Annotated in this window: 31 protein-coding genes; 11 read left to right on the top strand and 20 right to left on the bottom strand. The window is 36.5% G+C overall.

Features of this window, described 5'->3' with window-relative positions; all coding sequences use genetic code 11:
* The 3 genes from spoIIIAB to COE49_RS12095 are packed head-to-tail and all read right to left on the bottom strand — an operon-like array spanning nt 1 to nt 1,746.
* Nucleotides 1-516: a stage III sporulation protein SpoIIIAB gene (gene spoIIIAB / locus COE49_RS12105; RefSeq protein ID WP_088230962.1), complete on the bottom strand. Its 516-nt coding sequence runs from the start codon at nt 514-516 to the stop codon at nt 1-3.
* Complete coding sequence (gene spoIIIAA / locus COE49_RS12100) at nt 510-1,436, bottom strand: stage III sporulation protein AA (RefSeq protein WP_088230961.1); 927 nt, start codon at nt 1,434-1,436, stop codon at nt 510-512. The genes spoIIIAB and spoIIIAA overlap by 7 nt, the downstream gene beginning before the upstream one ends.
* A 28-nt stretch (nt 1,437-1,464) precedes the next feature.
* The gene (locus tag COE49_RS12095; RefSeq protein WP_000816054.1) at nt 1,465-1,746 is read right to left on the bottom strand and encodes a YqhV family protein; all 282 of its coding nucleotides are present in this window, start codon (nt 1,744-1,746) and stop codon (nt 1,465-1,467) included.
* Nucleotides 1,747-1,935: 189 nt separating this feature from the next.
* On the opposite strand from COE49_RS12095, the gene COE49_RS12090 reads away from it, so the two are divergent.
* Both COE49_RS12090 and COE49_RS12085 read left to right on the top strand, forming a co-directional pair.
* The gene (locus tag COE49_RS12090) at nt 1,936-2,514 is read left to right on the top strand and encodes a GNAT family N-acetyltransferase (RefSeq protein WP_088230960.1); all 579 of its coding nucleotides are present in this window, start codon (nt 1,936-1,938) and stop codon (nt 2,512-2,514) included.
* Nucleotides 2,495-2,815, top strand: a complete 321-nt coding sequence (locus COE49_RS12085; RefSeq protein WP_088230959.1) for a hypothetical protein — start codon at nt 2,495-2,497, stop codon at nt 2,813-2,815. Before COE49_RS12090 ends, COE49_RS12085 begins: the two co-directional genes overlap by 20 nt.
* A 36-nt stretch (nt 2,816-2,851) precedes the next feature.
* Here COE49_RS12085 and efp read toward each other — a convergent pair whose 3' ends face one another.
* Genes efp through COE49_RS12065 form a run of 4 tightly spaced genes read right to left on the bottom strand, consistent with a single transcriptional unit; the run spans nt 2,852 to nt 5,478 of the window.
* Nucleotides 2,852-3,409 carry an elongation factor P gene (gene efp, locus COE49_RS12080; RefSeq protein WP_000626515.1) on the bottom strand — a complete coding sequence of 186 codons (558 nt, stop codon included), beginning with the start codon at nt 3,407-3,409 and terminating at the stop codon, nt 2,852-2,854.
* 21 nt (nt 3,410-3,430) lie between these two features.
* Nucleotides 3,431-4,492, bottom strand: coding sequence for a Xaa-Pro dipeptidase (pepQ, locus tag COE49_RS12075; protein ID WP_088230958.1), 1,062 nt, complete (start codon nt 4,490-4,492; stop codon nt 3,431-3,433).
* Between the two features lie 4 nt (nt 4,493-4,496).
* Nucleotides 4,497-4,937 carry a type II 3-dehydroquinate dehydratase gene (gene aroQ / locus COE49_RS12070; protein ID WP_016086312.1) on the bottom strand — a complete coding sequence of 147 codons (441 nt, stop codon included), beginning with the start codon at nt 4,935-4,937 and terminating at the stop codon, nt 4,497-4,499.
* Nucleotides 4,938-4,989: 52 nt separating this feature from the next.
* Complete coding sequence (locus COE49_RS12065; protein WP_140417374.1) at nt 4,990-5,478, bottom strand: YqhR family membrane protein; 489 nt, start codon at nt 5,476-5,478, stop codon at nt 4,990-4,992.
* Nucleotides 5,479-5,722: 244 nt separating this feature from the next.
* On the opposite strand from COE49_RS12065, the gene COE49_RS12060 reads away from it, so the two are divergent.
* Together COE49_RS12060 and COE49_RS12055 are read left to right on the top strand one after the other, a co-directional pair.
* Entirely contained in the window at nt 5,723-6,643 is a 921-nt protein-coding gene (locus COE49_RS12060; RefSeq protein ID WP_088230956.1) for a DUF1385 domain-containing protein, read from the top strand.
* Nucleotides 6,644-6,722: 79 nt separating this feature from the next.
* Entirely contained in the window at nt 6,723-7,124 is a 402-nt protein-coding gene (locus COE49_RS12055; protein WP_088230955.1) for an SA1362 family protein, read from the top strand.
* Between the two features lie 53 nt (nt 7,125-7,177).
* Here COE49_RS12055 and mntR read toward each other — a convergent pair whose 3' ends face one another.
* Both mntR and splB read right to left on the bottom strand, forming a co-directional pair.
* A complete protein-coding gene (gene mntR / locus COE49_RS12050) occupies nt 7,178-7,606 on the bottom strand; it encodes a transcriptional regulator MntR (protein WP_088230954.1) in 429 nt (142 codons plus the stop codon).
* A gap of 144 nt (nt 7,607-7,750) precedes the next feature.
* Nucleotides 7,751-8,776 (bottom strand): spore photoproduct lyase, encoded by a 1,026-nt coding sequence (splB, locus tag COE49_RS12045; RefSeq protein WP_088230953.1) that lies wholly within the window; start codon nt 8,774-8,776, stop codon nt 7,751-7,753.
* Nucleotides 8,777-9,047: 271 nt separating this feature from the next.
* Here splB and COE49_RS12040 point away from each other — a divergent pair, with 271 nt between their 5' ends.
* The gene (locus COE49_RS12040; protein ID WP_088230952.1) at nt 9,048-9,899 is read left to right on the top strand and encodes a hypothetical protein; all 852 of its coding nucleotides are present in this window, start codon (nt 9,048-9,050) and stop codon (nt 9,897-9,899) included.
* 27 nt (nt 9,900-9,926) lie between these two features.
* On the opposite strand, the gene COE49_RS12035 is transcribed toward COE49_RS12040, so the two are convergent.
* Complete coding sequence (locus COE49_RS12035) at nt 9,927-10,763, bottom strand: lipoate--protein ligase family protein (RefSeq protein WP_088230951.1); 837 nt, start codon at nt 10,761-10,763, stop codon at nt 9,927-9,929.
* A gap of 170 nt (nt 10,764-10,933) precedes the next feature.
* On the opposite strand from COE49_RS12035, the gene COE49_RS12030 reads away from it, so the two are divergent.
* Nucleotides 10,934-11,317, top strand: coding sequence for a rhodanese-like domain-containing protein (locus COE49_RS12030; protein ID WP_088230950.1), 384 nt, complete (start codon nt 10,934-10,936; stop codon nt 11,315-11,317).
* A 40-nt stretch (nt 11,318-11,357) separates the two neighbouring features.
* Here the strand turns inward: COE49_RS12030 and COE49_RS12025 are convergent, their stop codons facing one another.
* The gene (locus COE49_RS12025) at nt 11,358-11,894 is read right to left on the bottom strand and encodes a DNA polymerase III subunit delta (protein ID WP_140417384.1); all 537 of its coding nucleotides are present in this window, start codon (nt 11,892-11,894) and stop codon (nt 11,358-11,360) included.
* 317 nt (nt 11,895-12,211) lie between these two features.
* Between COE49_RS12025 and COE49_RS12020 the strand changes: the two genes are divergently transcribed.
* From COE49_RS12020 to COE49_RS12000, 5 genes are all read left to right on the top strand, one after another.
* Nucleotides 12,212-13,189 (top strand): LacI family DNA-binding transcriptional regulator, encoded by a 978-nt coding sequence (locus COE49_RS12020; RefSeq protein ID WP_088230948.1) that lies wholly within the window; start codon nt 12,212-12,214, stop codon nt 13,187-13,189.
* Between the two features lie 97 nt (nt 13,190-13,286).
* Complete coding sequence (locus tag COE49_RS12015; protein ID WP_170933767.1) at nt 13,287-13,868, top strand: TetR/AcrR family transcriptional regulator; 582 nt, start codon at nt 13,287-13,289, stop codon at nt 13,866-13,868.
* Nucleotides 13,869-13,939: 71 nt separating this feature from the next.
* Nucleotides 13,940-14,272 (top strand): DMT family transporter, encoded by a 333-nt coding sequence (locus tag COE49_RS12010; protein ID WP_088230946.1) that lies wholly within the window; start codon nt 13,940-13,942, stop codon nt 14,270-14,272.
* Between the two features lies 1 nt (nt 14,273).
* Nucleotides 14,274-14,588, top strand: a complete 315-nt coding sequence (locus COE49_RS12005; RefSeq protein WP_000312621.1) for a DMT family transporter — start codon at nt 14,274-14,276, stop codon at nt 14,586-14,588.
* A gap of 15 nt (nt 14,589-14,603) precedes the next feature.
* On the top strand, nt 14,604-14,861 hold the full coding sequence (locus COE49_RS12000) for a DUF3975 family protein (protein ID WP_098252990.1): 258 nt from the start codon (nt 14,604-14,606) through the stop codon (nt 14,859-14,861).
* Nucleotides 14,862-14,877: 16 nt separating this feature from the next.
* On the opposite strand, the gene COE49_RS11995 is transcribed toward COE49_RS12000, so the two are convergent.
* The 9 genes from COE49_RS11995 to gcvPA form a co-directional block, all read right to left on the bottom strand.
* Complete coding sequence (locus COE49_RS11995; protein WP_140417373.1) at nt 14,878-15,063, bottom strand: hypothetical protein; 186 nt, start codon at nt 15,061-15,063, stop codon at nt 14,878-14,880.
* A 366-nt stretch (nt 15,064-15,429) separates the two neighbouring features.
* A complete protein-coding gene (locus tag COE49_RS11985; RefSeq protein WP_088230943.1) occupies nt 15,430-16,062 on the bottom strand; it encodes an ABC-2 transporter permease in 633 nt (210 codons plus the stop codon).
* Nucleotides 16,063-16,076: 14 nt separating this feature from the next.
* On the bottom strand, nt 16,077-16,745 hold the full coding sequence (locus tag COE49_RS11980) for an ABC-2 transporter permease (protein ID WP_088230942.1): 669 nt from the start codon (nt 16,743-16,745) through the stop codon (nt 16,077-16,079).
* The gene (locus COE49_RS11975) at nt 16,726-17,598 is read right to left on the bottom strand and encodes an ABC transporter ATP-binding protein (RefSeq protein ID WP_088230941.1); all 873 of its coding nucleotides are present in this window, start codon (nt 17,596-17,598) and stop codon (nt 16,726-16,728) included. The genes COE49_RS11980 and COE49_RS11975 overlap by 20 nt, the downstream gene beginning before the upstream one ends.
* Before the next feature lie 3 nt (nt 17,599-17,601).
* Nucleotides 17,602-17,976 (bottom strand): GntR family transcriptional regulator, encoded by a 375-nt coding sequence (locus COE49_RS11970; RefSeq protein ID WP_088230940.1) that lies wholly within the window; start codon nt 17,974-17,976, stop codon nt 17,602-17,604.
* Nucleotides 17,977-18,092: 116 nt separating this feature from the next.
* On the bottom strand, nt 18,093-18,284 hold the full coding sequence (locus COE49_RS11965) for a hypothetical protein (RefSeq protein WP_000535933.1): 192 nt from the start codon (nt 18,282-18,284) through the stop codon (nt 18,093-18,095).
* A gap of 70 nt (nt 18,285-18,354) precedes the next feature.
* Nucleotides 18,355-18,558: a DUF3929 family protein gene (locus COE49_RS11960; protein WP_000639159.1), complete on the bottom strand. Its 204-nt coding sequence runs from the start codon at nt 18,556-18,558 to the stop codon at nt 18,355-18,357.
* A 289-nt stretch (nt 18,559-18,847) separates the two neighbouring features.
* Nucleotides 18,848-20,323 (bottom strand): aminomethyl-transferring glycine dehydrogenase subunit 2, encoded by a 1,476-nt coding sequence (gene gcvPB, locus COE49_RS11950; RefSeq protein ID WP_088230939.1) that lies wholly within the window; start codon nt 20,321-20,323, stop codon nt 18,848-18,850.
* Nucleotides 20,320-21,663 (bottom strand): aminomethyl-transferring glycine dehydrogenase subunit 1, encoded by a 1,344-nt coding sequence (gcvPA, locus tag COE49_RS11945; protein WP_088230938.1) that lies wholly within the window; start codon nt 21,661-21,663, stop codon nt 20,320-20,322. The genes gcvPB and gcvPA overlap by 4 nt, the downstream gene beginning before the upstream one ends.
* Between the last annotated feature and the right edge of the window lie 20 nt (nt 21,664-21,683).

Below are 21,683 nucleotides of genomic sequence, written 5' to 3'. Positions count from 1 at the left end.
CTATAGCAGTAAAATTACGATAAGTAGCCCCGCTAGTACCCCTAAACTCTTAATCATTTTTTCGTATTGCAGTTGTAATGCTTTCGCTTCTCCTTCTTCTCTCTCCAAATGTGTAATACATAAGCGAATATGTTTTTGTTGAGAGTCACGATCATGTTGCCCGAGCGTTTCACCAAATTGTTGCAGTATTTCATACTCAGTTTGTTGAAATGCTGTTAACTTCCAGTTCTCTTTCAAACTATCTATCCAAGCTTCTCTTACTGTTTGTTCTCCGCTTTCTAATTTTTTTGCGAAACTTTGAAATATCCAATTTAGTGGCTTTGGCATTTGTTTCACTAATCGCTCAGCAGCTTCGGATAAAGGTGTGTGCCCGTACATAATTTCTGCTTCTAGTGATTGAAGTGCCGCTTTTAACAATCTAAGTTGCCTCGGTCTCTCACTGTACCTCTTAGCGTATGAAAACCCGAAAAAGGTGCTAACTGCAACTATTAACACTGCACCAATTATTTTCACCATACGCCCCCAGCCTTTCTATTTGATAGTACTGGTTTTCCATCTCTATCTTTCACTTGCATAACTGTCCCTGGCCCTCTCGCTTTTGACAATTCCACAAACCTATCAAATACACCAAGTTCCAGCACCGCCTGTAACGATGGCCTCTTCACAACATCTTCATAGGAAAATCCATGCGCACTTATGAAAAGCTGAACCCCTGCATGCACCGCCTCCATAATTGCTTCACTATCTTCTTTACGGCCAATTTCATCAACAATTAAAATATCAGGGCTCATAGAACGAATCATCATCATCATGCCTTCAGCCTTTGGACATGCATCTAGCACATCTACTCGTGTGCCAAATTCATACTGAGGGATTCCTTTCACACAACCAGCGATTTCTGACCGCTCATCAACAATCCCCACTTTACAAGAAGAAATTCCCAAAGCACTTATCCCTTGACTCATGCAGCGTGCTACATCTCTTAACAGTGTCGTTTTCCCCGTTTGCGGCGGGCCAATTACCATTGTGTTTAACCATCTTGTATCATACAAATACGGTAAAAGTGGCTCAGCTATTCCTATTTTTTGACGAGCAATACGAATATTAAATGAAGAGACATCACGAATCATTTTCACTGCGCTTTTTTCTGTAATGACTTTTCCAGCTAGACCAATTCTATGTCCCCCTCGAAGCGTCACATATCCCCGTTTCAATTCCTCTTCCATCGTATAAATTGAGAATTGACTTAACTTATTCAATAAGTAAATAGCATCTTCTGCTGTAGTGATGTAGTCATAAAAAAATACATCTCCATGTGCAATACACTCTAGCGGTTTTCCAATTCGAACTCGAATTTCCTCTAAAGTATCATATTGCTTACACCCTTCCACTAACTGTTTCATCGTTCTCGGTAAAACCTCTAATACTTCTTTCATATGCTTCTCCCCACTATACCTGGCTTACTTATTTCAACAACGCGATAAAAATACAGCCGATTCCAAGTGCTAGAAAAAAGAGTTTTAAGAAAGAAATCTCACTTGCTACACTCGCTATCCCAATTGTCATCGTTAAAATTAATACGGTCGGTCCAACAAACGCTAACATACCATTTATAAACAATGCTTTCTTCGCATCATTCACATAAAGCATAAGCAAAGCGGCGAATATTTCCGCGCTACCTGAAAACAACCGAAGTAACCCCATTACAAGCACGGATGTTTCCATTGCCGCTAGCCACTGTTTCATCCTCCCACCTTCTCCCGTAACGGTTACGAATTCTACATTCCAAAAAAGAATATATTTGTACAACCATATGCAGGGGTTGTCTATTTCAGAAGTAAAAACATAATTTTCTATACCACCCTGCATATTTCTGAATATTCTTATTAATTATGTGGGATTTTATGGTACATTTAATGAAAAGGAGGATAGACGATGCAGCAAGTTACTTTATTACCACTCGATTTACAATATGCAGATGTGCTTTTCAAACTATCAAGTAATCCACATGTAAAAAACGCGCTAGGAATAAAAGTAGAAAAACTCGAAGATACAAAAGCATTTATTTTATTTACACTAGAAGAGGAACGAAAAAACCACTCCCTATCTAGAGTGATCCTAAATGAAAAAAATGAAATAATTGGTCTCACCACGCTTAAGCATATTAATTATGAGAAAAAGAAATCTCACATTGGCAGTTGGCTTGGCCATCCTTACTGGGGAAAAGGCTATAACGAGGCTGCTAAAAAAGAAATCCTTACAATCGCTTTTTTAGACTTACAACTTACATACGTATTCGCTGGTGCTAAAACGACTAACATTCGTTCTTTAAAAGCACAAGAGAAATTACCTTATATGTCATTGTATGTGGAGAACAAGTTTCCAGAAGAACACACTGCACTAGAGAAAGAAGTAAAATCACCTTGCGCACTACATGTCGTATCACGCGAGAATTTTTTAAATTGGTTGCAATTACAAAGTGAGGAGGAAAAATATGAAGATATTAAAAATTAGTTTAACGATTGTAGTAGAATTAGCTCTTATTTATCTTTTTTCAATACTAGTCGGTTGGTCATTTATGGATACCTTTTTCCTTGGTAGCTTAGCAATATTTGCAATTACATGGTTAATTATTATGAGTAACTATAGAAATAACAACATGGATCACGCAATAAATAAAACATTAACTGGCGTTGAGACTGGTGAAATAAAACCATTTCAATTCGTTTTCACACCATATATATCGGGTACTCTTTCACTTGTTTTAATTAGTTTTGTTGTCACCGCGATTTATTATCTGCCCTATTTCTTATAAAAAAAAGCACTCGTGATAATCACGAGTGCTTTTTTACTATGCACGAGAAACGTATTTACCTTCACCAGTGTTGATGATAAGCATTTCGCCTTCGTTAATAAAGATTGGTACTTGTACAACAAGACCAGTTTCTAATTTAGCTGGTTTTGTTACGTTAGAAGCTGTATCACCTTTAATACCTGGCTCTGTTTCTGCCACTTGTAATTCAACAGTATTTGGAAGTTCAACACCAAGTACCTCGCCTTGGTAAGTCATAATTGCTACTTCCATGTTTTCTTTTAGGAATTTAAGCTCGCGCTCGATTTGGTTTTCACCAAGTTCGATTTGCTCATAAGTTCCGTTATCCATAAATACGTGAGCCTCACCGCTTGCGTATAAGTATTGCATACGACGGTTTTCGATATGTGCTTTTTCTACTTTCTCACCAGCACGGAATGTTTTCTCTTGAACAGATCCTGTGCGAATGTTACGTAGTTTCGAACGAACGAAAGCAGCACCTTTACCTGGCTTTACGTGTTGGAAATCAAGTACTTGCCAAAGGGCATTATCCACTGAAATTGTTAAACCTGTACGAAAATCGTTTACTGAAATCATGTAAAAAAATCCTCCTGTGTATTACAAAATAATAAGTTCTTTTGGTGATTTCGTAATCACTTCATTACCTTCACTCGTTACAATAATATCATCTTCAATACGTACGCCGCCAATACCTGGAATATAAATACCTGGTTCTACTGTTACAGCCATACCTGGTTCAAGTACTGTATCAGAACGGAACGCTAAACCTGGTGCTTCATGGATTTCAAGACCGATTCCATGACCAGTAGAGTGTCCGAAGTATTCACCGTATCCTTTTTCCGTTATGTAATCACGCGTTAGCGCATCTGCCACGCGGCCTGTTAAACCAGCTTTAATACCGTTCACACCACGTAGTTGTGCTTCTAAAACGATATTATAAATTTCTTTCAATTTATCAGATGGTTCACCGACTGCAATCGTACGAGTAATATCAGAACAATATCCTTTGTAATAAGCGCCGAAGTCTAATGTAACGAAATCTCCTGTTTCTATCACTTTTTCAGATGCCACGCCGTGCGGTAATGCCGAACGAAGACCTGAAGCAACGATAATATCAAACGAAGAAGATGTTGCTCCTTGTTTTCTCATGAAAAATTCAAGTTCATTTGACACTTCAATTTCAGATACTCCCGGGCGAATGAATGATAGAATATGTTCAAAGGCAGCATCTGCAATCTGTGCAGCTTCCTTTAATATCTTAATCTCTGAATCAGTCTTTATCAAGCGTAACTTTTCTACAAGGCCAGAAGTTGGGATGAATTCAGCTTCAATCGCTTCATTATGTGTTACGTAAGAGCTATATGTAAGAGTATCTTGCTCAAATCCTAACTTTTGAATTCCAAGGTCTTTTACTTGTTTCGCAACTTCATCAAGAATTAAACCTGCATGCTGCACGATTTCATATCCAACCGCTTGCTTACTAGCTTGCTCTACGTAACGGAAATCTGTAATAAATTGAGCACGCTCTTTCGAAATAAGAACAACACCAGCTGTTCCTGTGAAGTTAGCCATATATCTACGACTATGTTCATTTGTTAACAATATACCGTCAATACCGACCTCATCAAATGCACTTCGTAATCTTTCAATTTTCTCCATTACTTTATGCCTCCCTCAATTTCTCCATTAATGCAAATAACGCTAACTTATAGCCATAAAACCCAAATCCAACAATTTGTCCCGCACAAACAGCTGCCGTCACAGATTCATGACGGAACGACTCACGCTGGTGAATGTTAGAAATATGTACTTCAATAACAGGAATCGAAACGCTCGCAATTGCATCCCGAATCGCATAGCTATAATGCGTAAATGCTCCAGGATTTAAAATGATCCCTTCATATATATCTTCAGCCTCATGAATACGATCGATAATCGCACCTTCATGATTTGATTGGAAACATTCTAACTCCACTCCCATTGTTTCTGCTTCTTGCTTCATATCTGCTTCAAGTGTCGCTAGCGTGCCCTTACCATATACATTTACCTCACGAACACCGAGGCGATTTAGGTTAGGACCGTTTACGAGGAGTACCTTTTTCATATCCTTAAAACTCCTTAATATTAAATATCTATACAACATTTTAACATAGGAGTTACTTATTTGAATAGTTCGTCTTCTCTTCCCCTTCTTGTTCGGCTTTATTGCTATTTACTGCGTACGAAACAGAGTATGCAATAAACACACCATACAATATAAAAATGCACATCGTCGTCACAATCGTTTCTTTCGGTAAATTGAGCGCACTTTTAATAGCAGGTGCTAGTAATCCCATTCCGAAAAATAGTAATGCCCACCAAAATAGACCATAAATCATCCCTGGAAGAATTCCTTCAAACTTTGCAAAACATATCTTATACAAAAAGGCAATTAAAATTGAAAGAAGTCCCATACAAACAATTCCTGACACATTCCCCCATGCCCCTTCCTTCCAACCACCAAGCGCAAATGGTAAAAGGAAATAATTCGGTCCTGCTTCCGTAAACGAAAAAATATGAAGGAAATACCATATCCCTCCCCAAAAGATTCCACCAAATAAACCAATTTGCACAAAATTCCTTGTTCCTAATTGTTCTTGATTCACATCGACACCTCCGCTCAATAGTATGCCCGAAACTATTTTGAAGCATGTTTAAATACTGCGAAATTTGTCTATAAAAAGAATAAGAAATGTCCGACTCTCGTAACATTTTTCCTTGTCATCTACTTGTATTTGTCGATAAAATAAAGGAAACTCGGTGATTGTCTTATTTCAAAATGACAGAACCCAGTATGACAATTGCCTCTTTTTCTACATAAGAGAGAAACAAATACAGGTTGGTGTTAAAATGGCAGAAGAGTCAAAACAAATATATGGCGGGCAAGCAGTCATAGAAGGAGTTATGTTTGGCGGTAGAGAATATACTGTTACAGCGGTTCGTCGTAAAGATAAATCGATTGAATTTTATCGATTACCACGCGTTCGTAATAAAGTATTATCTATCCTTAAAAAAATTCCATTTTTACGAGGGATTGCCGCTATTGTGGATGCAAGTGCGAATGGAGCGAAGCATTTAAATTTCGCTTCAGAACGATTTGATGTCCACCCAGAAGAAGACGAACAAATTGCAAATAAAAAAGAAGAACAATCAAAATTAACGATGGTATTAGGAGTTGCAGCAGTTGGTGTTTTATCTTTCATTTTCGGAAAAGTAATTTTCACAGCAGTGCCTGCACTACTAGCTGAATTAACAAGACCGATTTTCCCATCTCATACAGGGCAAATCATTGTCGAAAGTGTCATTAAGCTCATGTTATTATTGAGCTATATATACTTTATTTCTTTAACTCCACTTATTAAGCGGGTATTTCAGTACCATGGTGCGGAGCATAAAGTAATCAATGCTTATGAGAATAATCTTTCACTGACTGTAGAAAATGTTCAAAAACAAACTCGCCTTCATTATCGCTGTGGTAGTAGCTTTATTATATTTACAGTCATCGTTGGAATGTTTGTTTATTTCCTCGTCCCTACTGATCCACTTTGGGCACGAGTTATAAACCGAATTTTATTAATTCCAGTCGTACTTGGTATTTCGTTCGAAGTATTACAATTTACGAATCGATTACGAGATGTTCCCATATTACGCGTACTTGGCTATCCAGGATTATGGCTGCAACTATTAACAACGAAAGAACCAACAGATGATCAAGTGGAAGTAGCCATTGCATCGTTTGAAGAATTATTACGTTTAGAAAACAAACAATAATTATTTAAAAATGGTGTTCAACTCCTTTCCTCATCGTTAATATACTAATTTTAATATATGTTTTTAGGAGGTGTTCCTTATGAACGGTCGTTCGTTTACATTCGCTATATTTGTGCTTATTATCGGATTAGCAATATTCGGCCTTGTTTCATCTGTAATTACAAACCCAATGGGTGTATTGAGAAATATCGGGTACATGTTACTTGTTGTCGGTATCTTTTATTTGCTATACAAGATGTTTACAAATTCTAGTGGTTCTGCAAATTCGCAAAGCTCATATAAGCGCGCTGCCAAACAATCGAACCGCAAACACGGGAAACAAAATGTAGCACCCCTAAGCAATTCTTTCTTTAAGTCCAATGCTTCTAATGACAAGGGCAAAAAAGGAAATTCTTCCACTTTGAAACGAAAAAGAAAACAATCTCATTTAACTGTCATTGAAGGTAAGAAAAACAAAAAGAAAGACCGTGCTTCCTTTTAGGAAACACGGTCTTTTTCAATTGAAATAAAAAAAGGAAACGCCATATGTTCCCCTTAATTACTTTTCTCTTCATTTGCTTTTTGAACACCACGAAGTGTGTCTACGCGGACTTCATCTTGTTCAAAGTATTGTACTAAATCACCAATGCGGTCAATGGCTTCCCAACTTAAATGATGTTCAATTCCTTCTACATCATTGTAAATCTTGCTTTCATCCACACCGATAATACGCATAAATTGCTCGAGCAAGTCATGACGATATACGAGACGTTCTCCGATTTTTTTACCTTTTGATGTTAATACAAGCCCTCTATATTTTTCATAAATTAGATATTCATCTTTGTCTAATTTTTGCACCATTTTTGTTACAGAGGATGGATGTACACTAAGCGCTTCAGCAATATCAGATACGCGGGCATAACCCTTTTCATCAATCAACAAATAAATTTGTTCAATATAATCTTCCATACTAGGGGTAGGCATCGGTTTCCTCCATCCAATTTCATTTTGCTTATTCCGTACGAAGCAATCAATAAAATGATACACCAGAAAGAATAACGTGACAAGGTGAAAACGAGCCTAAATCTGCAAAAGAGAAAAGAACCTGCTTTCAAATACAAGTTCCTTTCATGTAAAATATTGAATTTCTGCGTTAGGAAAAAATTGATGAATATATCCTCTAATTGTTTCTTCCAATACTTCTGCATCATTTTTTTTATATACGTATTTCCCAATGCCATATCGTCCCCATTTATATTTGCGCTTCTCTTCATCCATTTCAAGCTTCGTATTTGGATAACGCTCTTGGATGACCTTTTTTGCTGGTTTTGTAAAGCGATGTTGAATTAATTCAAATGTTAAATCCGGTATCGACAAATCTTTTAGTGCATTGTACAGCCGCTCAAATAGTTCACGATATCCTTCTTCCCATCCTTCATGCATATAAAGTGGCGCAACTATAAAGCCAAGTGGATAACCCGCGCCTGCTACTTTACGAGCAGCTTCAATTCTTTCTTCAAACGGTGATGTCCCTGGCTCAAAATTTTTAATCACATACCGTGAATTAATACTAAACCTGAAACGAGTTTTCCCATTATGTTTTGCATCTAACAAATGATCAACGTGCGAATATTTCGTAACGAAACGTAAACGCCCATACTCACTTTCTCCAATGAATTCGATCGCCCGCTTTAATGCATGTGTTAAATGATCAATCCCAACGATATCTGATGTACAAGCAGCTTCAAACCTTGTTATTTCAGGTGCCCTTTCATCCATATATTGCTTTGCCTTCTCAAATATTTCATCAAGATTAACATACACGCGAACATAAGGTTTACTCCCAAGTGTCGTTTGCAAATAACAATAATGACAATGTCCCATGCATCCTGTTGCAAGCGGAATTGCATATTCAGCTGACGGTTTTGACGTATCAAACTTTAATGTCTTCCTCACCCCAACGACAAGCGTTGCTTTTGCATTTCGATACTTTTGCAGATCATTTTCACCTGGTAAATTTCTAATTTGATTATGGGATGTTGTTTCACGAATTTCTAATCCCATCTTCGTAAACTTCTCATATAGCTCTTTTCCAAGTGGGTATTCAAGTGCCTTCGGTTCAAAGTAAACGAGTTTTGGCATAAATGGTTTCATACGCTTCCCTCCTCTCTTTAGTATGAGGAGCGTTAAAAAATTAACACTCACTAAAGTTTTCCACGTTTTAACAGCCTTTCAAAAGGCTGTTTTTCTTCTGTCTAATTTTACAAATTGAAAAATTTCATAAAGAAAATAAGAAAAATGCAAAATAATTAAAGTTAATTGTTGACGTGATGCTTTTATTATCGGTATCATAAATCTTCGTGAGCAATTATTTTTCGTTATACGATTTTTTTATTATTACTGAGTTTTTGAGAGGAGAAATTAGATGTCAGTTAAGAAGAAAACGCAAGTACGCACCGGCAAAATGGTACGTGAACTAATGTTAGCAGACGAAGATGTAAATGCTTCGCTAATTATGGTATATAGTGAAAACGGTGTAAACGCAGAAATTAAAATCGAGGGCTTAACGCCGAAATGTAACGAAGAATTATTTTTGAGCGGAAACGTGGATTGGAACAAGAGTGTTATTTATAAAATTGTTGATTTCACTGGAAACGCTGAAGTTGGTAAAGTTACATTAACAGCGATGAACAAAAATAATGTTTCTCTAGAAATAGAACGTGTTATGTGGAGTAAAGAAAATAAAGAGGCTGCTGAGCAAGAAGAAACAGTTGTAGAAGCTACTCCGAAAAAAGAAGTAGTTGTAGAAGCTCCAAAAGCAGTTACACCTGCTCCAAAGCCTGTTACGCGTGTGGAAACACCTGCTGCTACAGCACCTACACCTAAGCCTACTCCAGTAGCTACACCGAAGCCAGTAAGTGTAGAAGCGGCTGTAGAACTATCTACTCCAGCACCTGTGAAAAAAGCAGTACCAACTTCAGTTACAAAGCAAGAAACAGCACCGGTCGCTCCTGCAAAACCGAAGCAACCTGCTTTAACTGAAACAAATTCAAAACTACAAGAAAATTATGTAAAACTCGTGAAAAAGACAATTGAAGTTTGTCAAGATTACGAGCTTGGCATCGACATAGATGATTCTATTGAAAGCTTAAAAGAAGAACTACAAAGCCAAGGTATTAGCGTTACATTCGACAAAGAAATTATGGACGTTGTAAATCGCCTTCGTTCTTTACAAGATAAAGGAATCAAAGTAGAAAAAGTACTTAATTTACTATAAAAAATAAGAGGTGGCAATCGCCACCTCTTATTTTTTATAATTCCATTCATCACTTTCATACTTTTCTTTCGCTAACGTTTGAACTTCATGTAACTGTTCTTCTGTTAATTCATACGGAACAAGCTCTATATCTAATCCTTTTTCAAATCCAACCTCAAACGCTTTAATTAATTGTTCGATCGTAAATGTACGGTCTGTCAATTCATTAATTGCTACCGCCTTTGAAGAGAACATACTCTTCATACGTTCTTTCACACGTTCGTTCGGGAATAAAAATAGATCGTATAATTCGTCTAAGTCTATTTCTAACGGAATTGATCCGTGTTGTAAAATAACACCTTTTTGACGTGTTTGCGCACTACCTGCGATTTTTCTTCCTTCTACTACAATTTCATACCAAGATGGCGCATCAAAGCATACGCCTGAACGTGGATTTTTTAAATTTTCACGATCTTCTTCTGTTTTCGGAACTGCGTAATACGCTTCTAATCCTAGCGCTTTAAAACCATCTAATAAACCTTGCGAAATAACACGATACGCTTCTGTAACTGTTTTAGGCATATTCGGATGATCTTCAGACACAATAACACTGTACGTTAATTCTTTATCATGTAGTACACCCCTACCGCCTGTTTGACGACGAACGAATCCATATTTCTTTTCATTCACTATATCCATATTAATATCTTTTTCAACACGCTGGAAATACCCGACTGTTAATGTTGGTACTTCCCATTCATAAAAACGAATTGTTGGTTGCATTTTCTTTTCACTTTGCCAATTTAATAAGCATTCATCTAACGCCATATTAAATGCCGGTGAACATTGACCAGAGTTAATATAACACCATTTTTCTTTTCCCATCCTGCACCTCATATAACCAATTATTTTTCACATTCTCTAGTCTACCAAATTCGACAAAATTTGTGAAAGAATACGAAATTTCTTCGTATATACAAATGAATCTGTTGCATAAATACATACGGGCATTATAATATTGAAAGTAGGATAAGAAAAAAGGGAGCGATAGAATCGTGTCAACAACTTGGATTATTTTATTAGCCGTAATCGTAGCGTTCATCGGCTACACTGTATGGATGTATTTCTATCAGAAAAAATTAATTACAACACTTTCAGAAGAAGAGTTTCGCGCTGGTTACCGTAAAGCACAGCTTATCGATATCCGCGAAGCAGACGAATATACTGCAGGGCATATTTTAGGCGCACGTAACATTCCGTTATCACAAATTCGCCTTCGTCATAAAGAACTTCGTAAAGATCAACCAGTTTACTTATACTGCCAAAGCGGATTCCGTACTGGTCGTGCGGCTCAATACTTAAAAAAACAAGGTTACAAAGATTTCTACCAATTACAAGGTGGATTCAAAACGTGGACTGGAAAAGTTAAAAAGAAATAATAACATACAAAAAACTAGCTGAATGATTCAGCTAGTTTTTTCATTTCATATTGTTCGCAATGTATAATAAATTTTGCTTAATCACATCTACATCATTCTCTTCTACATTACGATGCAATAGTTGATACTCAATCCCCTTCTCTTTCCAAATAAGCGTAGCAAACTCGTCCCCTCGTTCGAAGTCATCCTTATTTTTAAAATAAGCGGCGGCTCCATTATTCAATCTTATTTGTTCTTGAAATCGTTTCTCTTCCACGAATTCCGGAAAACTATAAGAAAAATTCGCAACATTTAGCTCAATATATTCATGTCTCCCTTGTTCCTGCTGCTTATATTTAATCGTTAAGACAGCGTTCTTTTTTCCAATGGTTCTTACTTCCCCCTTCACATCACTCATGATGTCGTACGGCAAAAACGTCGGAACTTTAAACTTCACTGGAAAATATTTCGGAATTTCCTTCAGCGGAATAGGATCCGTAACGCGATCCATAGCCCCGCCTGTTGTTCCCACAAAGTTTTTTTCTTCTTGCATCGTTTGCTGAAACGAACATGAACTAAGCACGAAACTAGAAAACACGAAACAAATGATTCTTTTTTTCAATTTGTTTCCGCCCTTTCCTACCGCTCCCTTAACGAATAAAGCGTTTATATGCTCTTCATATTCGCTCCGTTATCAAACTCCACCTTTGAAAACTTTCCACGTTATTCTCACACATTTTGACAAAACTTTTTATAGACGCAAAAAAAGCCCCTTATCATTCTTACGCCCAAGTGAAAAGGTTACGCGAAGAAAAGGAAGCCTCATTAATAACATAGTTTGTGAAAAGCTTTTCAGGTCAAGATTTTTTCCTTCTTATCATCTTCCCTTTATAATAAGGGAAAGAGGTGATACATATGGCCAATATAAAACAAATTGCAAAAACTGCTGGTGTATCTATATCAACTGTTTCGCGTGTCCTGAATAATCACCCTTACGTAAAAGAAGAAAAGCGTAAGCGGGTTCTAGATGCTGTCGAAGAATTAAACTATGCAAAAAATATAAATGCTGTCCATTTAATAAGAGGAAAAACATATACAATTGGCGTTATGCTACCTTTTATTAACCTTCCGTATTTTAGTACGATTATTGAAGGAATCGGAAACGAAGCATTATTAGCTGGATATCATATTAATTTATGCCAAACAAATTATGATAGCCTCGAAGAAATTCGTGTTCTTGAAATGATGAAAATGAAGCAATTCGACGGGATGATTATTTGCTCCCGAACGAGTTCATGGGAACAAATTGAACCTTTCTCAAAATTCGCCCCTATTATTTCATGCGAAAAAATGAACCACCCCCTCATTTCATCTGTCTATGTAGATCATTATGAAGGCTTCCGTCTCGGTACTGCATATTTACTAAGTAAAGGTCATGAAAAAATCGGGATTTGTTTAGCAAGAAAAACAAGTGCAAATTCTATAGAGCGTGAAAAAGCGTTCGCTGATACCCTTCGTCATGATGGCAAAGCAGTGCAATCTGATTGGATTTTTCATCAATGCTACACGATGCAAGACGGAGCACAAATACTCCATCGCATTTTAAAGATGAAAAATCGTCCAACCGCTATTTTCACGGCGAATGATCAAGTTGCAGCTGGTTTATTAACTGAAGCAAGAAAACACGGCATTCGCGTCCCTGAAGATCTTGCTATTTTAGGATTCGATAACCATGAAATTTCAAAAGCACTAGAAATTACTACTATTGAACATCCCGGTCTCACGATGGGATCTCGTGCTTTTTCTTTATTCCATAATCAAATACAAAGCGAGAAAATTATTGGGAGCGCTGAAGAACTGTCCTTCCATTTAATTGAGCGAAAAACAATTTAAAAAGAGCGTTACCTATAGCGTTCTTTTTCAGCTCGTCACCTATTGACTTTGTATTTTTACTCGCATATAATAAAAACTAACGAACGGTAGGTAGGGGATAGAAATGACAGCAAACCGCATTAAAGCTGTAGCACTTTCTCATTTCGCACGCTACGGCTATGAAGGAACTTCATTAGCAAATATTGCTCAAGAAGTCGGGATTAAAAAACCATCGATTTACGCACACTTTAAAGGAAAAGAAGAGCTATATTTTATATGCTTAGAATCTGCTCTTCAAAAAGATTTGCAGAGCTTCACAGGCGATATCGAAAGCTTTTCCAATTCATCCACTGAAGAATTGCTCTTACAGTTACTAAAGGGCTACGCAAAACGATTTGGTGAGAGTGAAGAATCAATGTTTTGGTTACGAACTTCCTATTTTCCGCCTGATGCATTTCGCGAACAAATTATCGATAAAGCGAATGCACACATCGAAAACGTCGGAAAACTTTTATTCCCTATATTTAAACAGGCAAACGAGCAAAGTGAACTGCATAACATTGAAGTGAAAGACGCTCTAGAAGCTTTTCTATGCTTACTAGACGGACTTATGGTTGAACTACTATTCGCAGGTTTAAATCGCTTTGAGACTCGTTTAAACGCCTCTTGGCAAGTATTTTGGCGAGGCCTTTCAAACTGACGGATTGCTCCTTTGCAATGCGTCGTTTTTAAGCCCTTTACCTAACGACTGGTAGGAAGGAGAAATAACATATGGCATGGATTTATGTAATCTTAGCTGGTATTATTGAAATCTTTTGGGTTATTGGACTAAAACACGCGGAGGCACCACTTGAATGGGCTGGCGTTGCATTATTAATTACAATTAGTTTCGTCTTATTATTTAGAGCTTATAAAGATTTACCTGTCGGCACTGTATACGCCGTCTTTACAGGAATTGGAGCTGGCGGAATCGTTCTTACAGAAATTCTCATCTTTGGAGAACCTTTCTCTATCGTAAAAGTTTTATTAATCGGCTTAATCTTCTTCGGCGTAATTGGTCTAAAACGAGTAACAGAAGAAAAAGAAGCGAAGGAGGCCGCATAAAATGGCTTGGGTATTTTTAATTCTAGCTGGTATTTGTGAAATTATTGGTGTACTCTTTATGAAAGTAGCCACTGAAAAGAAGGGCTGGGCACCAAAAGTTATTTTAATCGCTAACTTCGGCGTAAGCTTCTTCTTCTTATCTCTTGCGATGGACACATTACCGATGGGAACTGCTTACGCAATTTGGACTGGAATCGGAACTGCTGGTAGTGCACTTCTAGGTATTCTTATTTTCCGCGAATCAGCAGATTGGCGTCGTCTTGCCTTCTTAAGCTGCATTCTATGCGGCGCTGTTGGCTTAAAACTATTAAGCTAACGTGCGGTGAACGCCATGTGGAAAGAAAAAGGAAGGCAAATGTTAGCATGGATCACACTTGGTATCGTCATTCTATTACAAATAAGTTTTCATATAATAGAATGGTTGTTTCATAGAGTATTATCCATTTTCACATTCCTTCCTAACATGACACTTGAAATTATATCAATTGTTTGGTCCATTATCGCCTCCATTGCAATCGTCATTATATGGAGCATCGCCAAACTATTGAATAAAGTATTTAAAAAGGACAGCACTTCTGAAAAAGAGTAACTGTCCTTTTTTATATTCATTCAGACTTTCTGTAGAAGTTTGATGTGATAAGACAAATAAGACCAACTATGACAATACTGATACCAATTCCTTTATGTAAATTAGGAATTGGTGATGGTATGTCTGAGTAAAAATTTGCTAATATGAGACCGATTGAAAATAAAAGTACCCCTATTCTATATAACCATTTTCTTTTGTTCATCATTCTCCCCTCCTGAAATTTTTCATACACTCCTTTCTTTTGGACATACTACCTAAAAAAGGAGTGGATAATATGCAAAATTCTATACATAAGCAAATCCTATTTTTATTTTTCCTCTTTCTTATTCTCGTTATCGTTTTCAGCTTTATATTACATACTCCGAAAGATGTGCCGAATAGCCTCTCTGTTTATAAACTCTTACTTTCATATTGTCGTTATTGAAAAAGGTGCCTTTTATAGGGCACCTTTTAAAATCCTCTCTTCTCATACAATTTCACTGAAACGAAGACGGATACTATGAACATGCATATTAAACTCATTCCTTAACATCACTTATTAGTTTTTATATAAGACAAACCACAAGCATTAAAGCTCTTTCTTTTTAAAACTTACAATCGCCAAAAACATTGAAGCTAAATAACTTACACACGCGCCTATACCTAAAATACTTATAACTAATAGCACATCCGAAGTTCGAAAAATCATTAACATAAGCCTTTCATCCGTAAATATATTGCACATAAATCCTAGTAAACCTATTATAGGAAAAATCATAACTAATCCCAGCATAGTAACCGTTCGCTTATCCTCACTATATTTTATTGGAAGGATCATAACAGCATACAGAACAGAAAAGAAAATAGCTATAAATGCTGCATACCAAGGAATATTTATATTTTCTTTTAATACAAATACAGGTAGTACAAAGAAAACGAATGTAATGATTAAGCTGAATGCCATAAAAAATAGTATCGATATGTATTTCGCAATGACAATATCTTTTCTAGTAAAAGGTAGACTTACTAATATTTTTTCCGTACTATTTTTCTCTTCATTTGATAAAGAGATTGAAATCATCAAAAGACATATAGCAAAACAAACATACGCCATTTGAAATGGTTCTATAGAGTTTTGGAATGCTCCGTATATTGGTAAGATCAAATAGATAAGGAACATTTTTCTTTGTAAGAAAAACTCCTTCAAAATCAACTGTTGCATATGAATTCCCCTCTCTATAAATCACGCGTTTCATAAATTTTAATTGTAAGAAACATAGAAACGATATAGACACTAGCTAATATAATTCCTCCAACTATAAATACACCAATATGCATTGGATTCATAATCCATTCAATAAATGAAAGTGTTGTTTCATTCAGCTTATCACTAATAAACATCCAAAGAATTACACTCACTCCCATTGATGCTGCTGATACTATACTTCTCACTACCTTTGATTTTGTACCATAATAACTAGGGAAAAACATTGCAACAAAAAATAAGGCGTAAACAGCTCCATTTACTACTTCATACCATGAAATTTCAATGTATAGATTAGGATGATATGCAACGATATCACCAATGACCATAATGCCTCTTATAAGAAAAACGACTAACATCGTAGAAAGCATGCCACCTACAATGAATATTGCACTCAAAATATATCTAGCGATAATGATATCCTTTCTGCTTAACGGTAAACTATTAATCATAATGTCACTTGTATTCCGTTCATCTACTACGATTAATATCGTAACTGAGGAAAGAGTTATAAATACACAACTCATAGGAAATAGCACTTCACCACTAGGTTCAAATAAAAAGAATATACAGGGTATAATAAGATACACTAACCATATACCCCGAAAAAAGAACAAATCTTTATATACGAGCTGACGCATAAGCACCTCTCCCTTTCGCGGTATAAACGATAATATCATCTAATGTAGGCTTTTCTATTACAACCTCATTTCCAAACCAATCTATAATTGCTTGTTTATCCTTCGCTAAACCTTCGAAACCAAACTTATTTTTTCGTAATCCAACAAATAGTTCTTTTCCTTCTCGGTCTAATAAATCATTACTTCCTTTTACGATTACGTAGTTCTCCATTAAGTCGTCTTTTTCACCAGTAAATATAATTTCTCCATCGTTGATGAACGTAATATAATCTGCGATGCGCTCTAAATCTGTTGTAATGTGCGTTGAGAATAATACCGATACTTCATCTTCCATTACAATCTCTTGCAACATATCAAGTAATTCACTTCGAACAACTGGATCTAATCCTGCTGTCGGTTCATCCATAATAATAAACTCTGCATGATGCGAAAGTGCGATAGCAATCGCAAACTTCATTTTCATCCCTTTAGATAGTTCTTTAATCTTTTTATACTTTGGGACTTGCAATCTCTGCATATACGATTGATACTGCTTTTCGTCCCATTTTTTATATAACGGTGCAATAATACGTTTCATTTGTTCACACGTTAAATCTTCGTAGTAATGATTTTCATCATATACAAAACCGATATTTTGTTTTATTTCCTTTTCGGCTTTCTTATTGTCTTTGCCAAAAATTTTTATATCACCACTATCTTTTCTAATTAAATTCATAATCATTTTGATTGTCGTGCTTTTCCCGGCCCCGTTCGGTCCGACAAATCCCATAATATATCCACGTGGTAATGCAAAACTTATATTTTTCACTGCAAAATCTTCATAACTTTTACAAACGTTTTTTAGCTCTAACATCCCTTATTCCCCCTCGTATAAACACGCAATCATCTGCTGTAATTCTTCAAGCGACAGCTGCAACACTTTACTTTCTTTCACAATTTCTTCAGCTTTATTTTCCAATAAACGTAGCCGCTGTTCTTTTAGTAGTTCATTATTTTTACGTGAAACATAAGTCCCCTTCCCAGCCACCGTTTCTATGTATCCTTCTTTTTCAAGCTCTTCGTACGCACGCTTCGTTGTAATTACACTAATTTGTAATTCCTTCGCTAAGCTACGAATAGACGGTAATTGATCTCCACCCTTTAAACCACCATTTAAAATAAGCTGGCTTAATTGTTTTCTTATTTGCACATAAATAGGGTCTTGGGAAGAATTCGAAATAATAATATTCATGTTTTCCTCCAGTGTGTATATACTGTATATATCTTATATACACAGTATATACACAACATCCTATTTTTGGCAAGAAAAAAAGACCAACATTTTCCTGTTGGTCTTTCGTATATGTATCACTTTTCAAAGCGATCTAACATCTCGTCTCTCATTCCGAAACTCACTACCGCAATTCCTATATACATAAACAGAAGGAATGCCGGATGAACTGTGTTGTACCAGCTGCTATCAACAATTAAATAAATCGTTAATGCCACAACAAGAACAAACGCTAAGATAAACATATAAAAGTGTCTTGTACTACCCATGATAAACTCCTCTCTTCTCACTTCACCATTCAACAGTATATTTTATCGAATAATTCGATATGACTCAAGGTTAACTTTCTGTTATGTAATCAAGTTCCACCTTTATGATGTCCTCACACGCTATTGAAATGATTGTTCCTTGTTTATCAATCGCCGTCACTTCTCTATTATCCATTACACGATGCGCTACTCTTTCTAGCACTTTTCCTTGGTCTCGATAACAAAATTCTTTTACATCTTTAATCGTTTTTCCGTTTTCTAAATGGTATATCATTCTATAACACCGATATCCCACAATTTCACCCCCAAACTTGCTCGTTTTTTCACATATACATAAAAATGAGTAAATTTCGTCTCATCACATCTTCTTAATTTCAATAAAATTCTAACAAAAATAAATACTTTTATCAAACCGACTTTTTCAACAAAACCACCTATAAAACTACATCTTGACAGCAATATGAAACAAAAAAATTTAATTTTTAACATTTTCTTCACTATTTCTGCACAAATTCTCCAAACAAAAAAAGAACCCGCATGTAGCGAGTTCTTTTTCATTCTCATCAAACTTGTACAGGAGCTAGCTTTTCATAACGTAAAACAGGTTTACGTGCAGCCATCGTTTCGTCTAAACGTTTAATGACTGTAGTATGCGGCGCTTCTTGTACAACTTCTGGATTTTCTTCTACTTCTTTAGCGATTTGAATCATCTTATCGATGAAACCATCTAATGTTTCTTTTGATTCTGTTTCTGTTGGCTCAATCATAATACATTCTTCCACATTTAATGGGAAGTAAATTGTTGGTGGATGGTAACCGAAATCAAGCAGACGTTTTGCGATATCTAATGTACGTACACCAAGTTTCTTTTGACGACGACCTGATAATACAAATTCATGCTTACAATGTCTATCGAACGGAAGATCATAGAATGGAGCTAATCTTCTCATCATATAGTTCGCATTTAATACCGCATACTCCGTTACTGCACGTAGTCCATCTGGACCCATAGAACGAATATATGTGTACGCACGAACGTTAATTCCGAAGTTACCATAGAATGGTTTTACACGCCCAATTGCTTCTGGACGATCATAGTTGAAGTGATAACCATTTTCCGTCTTCTCTAAAATTGGCTTTGGTAAGTACGGAATTAAATCAGCTTTCACACCTACTGGACCAGAACCTGGGCCACCGCCGCCGTGAGGACCTGTAAATGTTTTATGAAGGTTTAAATGCACAACGTCAAATCCCATATCTCCTGGGCGCGCTTGGCTTAATACCGCATTTAAGTTTGCACCATCATAGTATAGTTTACCGCCTGCATTATGGACGATTTCTGCCATTTCTAAAATGTTTTCTTCGAATAAGCCTAACGTGTTCGGATTTGTTAACATAAGTGCTGCTGTTTCTTCATTTACAACACGTTTTAAGTCTTCTAAATCAACAAGTCCATTTTCATTTGATTTTACTGTAATTGTTTCAAAACCAGCTACAGTTGCAGATGCTGGATTCGTTCCGTGAGCAGAGTCAGGAACAATTACTTTCGTACGGTTAAAGTCACCATTTGCTTCGTGGTATGCACGAATTAACATTAAACCTGTCCATTCTCCGTGTGCACCAGCTGCTGGTTGTAATGTAACAGTATCCATACCTGTAATTTCAATTAAATGCTCTTGCAAGTCATACATTAATTCCATTGCACCTTGCACTGTTTTTTCGTCTTGAAGTGGATGAATATTTGCAAATCCTGCAAAACGAGCTACGTTTTCGTTAATTTTCGGATTATATTTCATCGTACAAGATCCAAGTGGATAGAAGCCAGAATCAACGCCGTGGTTACGGTTTGAAAGTGCTGTATAATGGCGCATAATGTCAAGTTCAGATACTTCTGGTAGCTCTGCATCTTCTACTCGAATATAATCGCTCTCAAACACATCTTCTAGTTTCACTTCTTCTACATCTAATTTGGGTAAGCTATATCCTACGCGTCCTTCTTTACTCACTTCAAAGATAAGTGCTTGGTCTTGGTTCTTCATTGGATAGCCCCCATTTCGTTTACAAGTGTGTCAATTTCCTCTTTTGTACGAAGCTCTGTTACTGCTACAAGCATATGGTTTTCATGCTCTTTATAATCACGGCCTAGGTCGTAACCACCGATAATATTCTTTTGGATTAATGCGTCGTTTACTTCTTTTACTGGGCGTTTGCAATCTACAACAAACTCATTGAAGAATGGTCCAGCAAATGTAACTGTGAAGCCTTTCGCCTCAAATTGACGTTTTGCATATTGTGCTTTAGAAATGTTTTGACGTGCCATTTCTTTCACACCTTGTTTTCCAAGTGCCGTCATTGCAACTGATGCTGCTAATGCATTTAACGCTTGGTTTGAACAAATGTTAGACGTCGCTTTGTCACGGCGAATATGCTGTTCACGCGCTTGTAACGTTAATACAAACCCACGTTTACCATCTGAATCTACAGTTTGTCCAACAAGACGTCCTGGAATTTTACGCATAAATGCTTTCGTTGTTGCAAAGTAACCACAGTGCGGTCCACCAAACTGAGTTGGGATACCAAATGGTTGTGCATCACCGATTACAATATCAGCACCAAATTTTCCTGGTGGTGTTAATGCGCCTAATGATAATGGATTTGAAGAAACGATAAATAATGATTTTTGTTGGTGAACGATTTTTTCAATATCCGCTAACTTTTCAACTTGTCCGAAGAAGTTTGGATATTGAACAATTACACACGCAACTGTATCGTCTACTTCACTTTGTAATACGTCTAAATCTGTTACACCATCTTTATGATTAATTTCAACAACTTCTAAATTTTGACCTTTTGCGTATGTTTCAAGTACTGCTCTTGATTCCGGATGAACTGCACTAGATACAAGAATTTTCTTTTTACGAGTATGGCCAGCTGCCAGCATTGCTGCTTCAGCTAAAGCTGTACCTCCGTCATACATAGAAGAATTCGCTACGTCCATTCCTGTTAATTCACAAATCATCGTTTGGAATTCAAAAATTGCTTGTAATTCCCCTTGTGAAATTTCTGGTTGGTATGGCGTGTAAGCTGTATAAAATTCTGAACGAGAAATCACATGATCAACAATTACTGGAGCGTAATGATCGTATACACCTGCTCCTAAGAAAGAAGCGTATTCTTTTAAGTTCGCATTTTTGCTAGCCATTTGAGATAACTCTTTTAAAAGCTCTGGCTCTGATTTTGCTTCTTTAATTTTTAAATCCCCTTTAAAACGAACACTCTCTGGAATATCAGAGAATAAATCATCGATCGTTTGAACGCCGATCGTTTGTAACATTTCTTTTTTGTCTTCTTCTGTCATTGGAAGATAACGATGCAACATGAAATCTACCCCTCTCCCCG

The sequence above is a fragment of the Bacillus sp. AFS029637 genome (genome assembly GCF_002584985.1).
Taxonomy (GTDB): Bacteria; Bacillota; Bacilli; order Bacillales; family Bacillaceae_G; genus Bacillus_A.
This window is presented reverse-complemented; position numbering and strand designations above follow the sequence as displayed.

Bases quoted from the DNA above. Each gene is read 5' to 3' on its own strand.
- spoIIIAB (WP_088230962.1), bottom strand. From the start codon at position 516: ATGGTGAAAATAATTGGTGCAGTGTTAATAGTTGCAGTTAGCACCTTT.
- COE49_RS11965 (WP_000535933.1), bottom strand. From the start codon at position 18,284: ATGGGTAGTACAAGACACTTTTATATGTTTATCTTAGCGTTTGTTCTT.
- COE49_RS11970 (WP_088230940.1), bottom strand. From the start codon at position 17,976: ATGAATATTATTATTTCGAATTCTTCCCAAGACCCTATTTATGTGCAA.
- COE49_RS12085 (WP_088230959.1), top strand. From the start codon at position 2,495: ATGAAGATATTAAAAATTAGTTTAACGATTGTAGTAGAATTAGCTCTT.
- mntR (WP_088230954.1), bottom strand. From the start codon at position 7,606: ATGCCTACCCCTAGTATGGAAGATTATATTGAACAAATTTATTTGTTG.
- COE49_RS12020 (WP_088230948.1), top strand. From the start codon at position 12,212: ATGGCCAATATAAAACAAATTGCAAAAACTGCTGGTGTATCTATATCA.
- aroQ (WP_016086312.1), bottom strand. From the start codon at position 4,937: ATGAAAAAGGTACTCCTCGTAAACGGTCCTAACCTAAATCGCCTCGGT.
- COE49_RS12090 (WP_088230960.1), top strand. From the start codon at position 1,936: ATGCAGCAAGTTACTTTATTACCACTCGATTTACAATATGCAGATGTG.
- COE49_RS12055 (WP_088230955.1), top strand. From the start codon at position 6,723: ATGAACGGTCGTTCGTTTACATTCGCTATATTTGTGCTTATTATCGGA.
- COE49_RS12005 (WP_000312621.1), top strand. From the start codon at position 14,274: ATGGCTTGGGTATTTTTAATTCTAGCTGGTATTTGTGAAATTATTGGT.
- efp (WP_000626515.1), bottom strand. From the start codon at position 3,409: ATGATTTCAGTAAACGATTTTCGTACAGGTTTAACAATTTCAGTGGAT.
- gcvPA (WP_088230938.1), bottom strand. From the start codon at position 21,663: ATGTTGCATCGTTATCTTCCAATGACAGAAGAAGACAAAAAAGAAATG.
- splB (WP_088230953.1), bottom strand. From the start codon at position 8,776: ATGAAACCATTTATGCCAAAACTCGTTTACTTTGAACCGAAGGCACTT.
- COE49_RS12040 (WP_088230952.1), top strand. From the start codon at position 9,048: ATGTCAGTTAAGAAGAAAACGCAAGTACGCACCGGCAAAATGGTACGT.
- gcvPB (WP_088230939.1), bottom strand. From the start codon at position 20,323: ATGAAGAACCAAGACCAAGCACTTATCTTTGAAGTGAGTAAAGAAGGA.
- COE49_RS12010 (WP_088230946.1), top strand. From the start codon at position 13,940: ATGGCATGGATTTATGTAATCTTAGCTGGTATTATTGAAATCTTTTGG.
- COE49_RS12035 (WP_088230951.1), bottom strand. From the start codon at position 10,763: ATGGGAAAAGAAAAATGGTGTTATATTAACTCTGGTCAATGTTCACCG.
- pepQ (WP_088230958.1), bottom strand. From the start codon at position 4,492: ATGGAGAAAATTGAAAGATTACGAAGTGCATTTGATGAGGTCGGTATT.
- COE49_RS11995 (WP_140417373.1), bottom strand. From the start codon at position 15,063: ATGAACAAAAGAAAATGGTTATATAGAATAGGGGTACTTTTATTTTCA.
- COE49_RS12095 (WP_000816054.1), bottom strand. From the start codon at position 1,746: ATGAAACAGTGGCTAGCGGCAATGGAAACATCCGTGCTTGTAATGGGG.
- COE49_RS11960 (WP_000639159.1), bottom strand. From the start codon at position 18,558: ATGATATACCATTTAGAAAACGGAAAAACGATTAAAGATGTAAAAGAA.
- spoIIIAA (WP_088230961.1), bottom strand. From the start codon at position 1,436: ATGAAAGAAGTATTAGAGGTTTTACCGAGAACGATGAAACAGTTAGTG.
- COE49_RS12060 (WP_088230956.1), top strand. From the start codon at position 5,723: ATGGCAGAAGAGTCAAAACAAATATATGGCGGGCAAGCAGTCATAGAA.
- COE49_RS11975 (WP_088230941.1), bottom strand. From the start codon at position 17,598: ATGTTAGAGCTAAAAAACGTTTGTAAAAGTTATGAAGATTTTGCAGTG.
- COE49_RS11985 (WP_088230943.1), bottom strand. From the start codon at position 16,062: ATGCAACAGTTGATTTTGAAGGAGTTTTTCTTACAAAGAAAAATGTTC.
- COE49_RS11980 (WP_088230942.1), bottom strand. From the start codon at position 16,745: ATGCGTCAGCTCGTATATAAAGATTTGTTCTTTTTTCGGGGTATATGG.
- COE49_RS12000 (WP_098252990.1), top strand. From the start codon at position 14,604: ATGTGGAAAGAAAAAGGAAGGCAAATGTTAGCATGGATCACACTTGGT.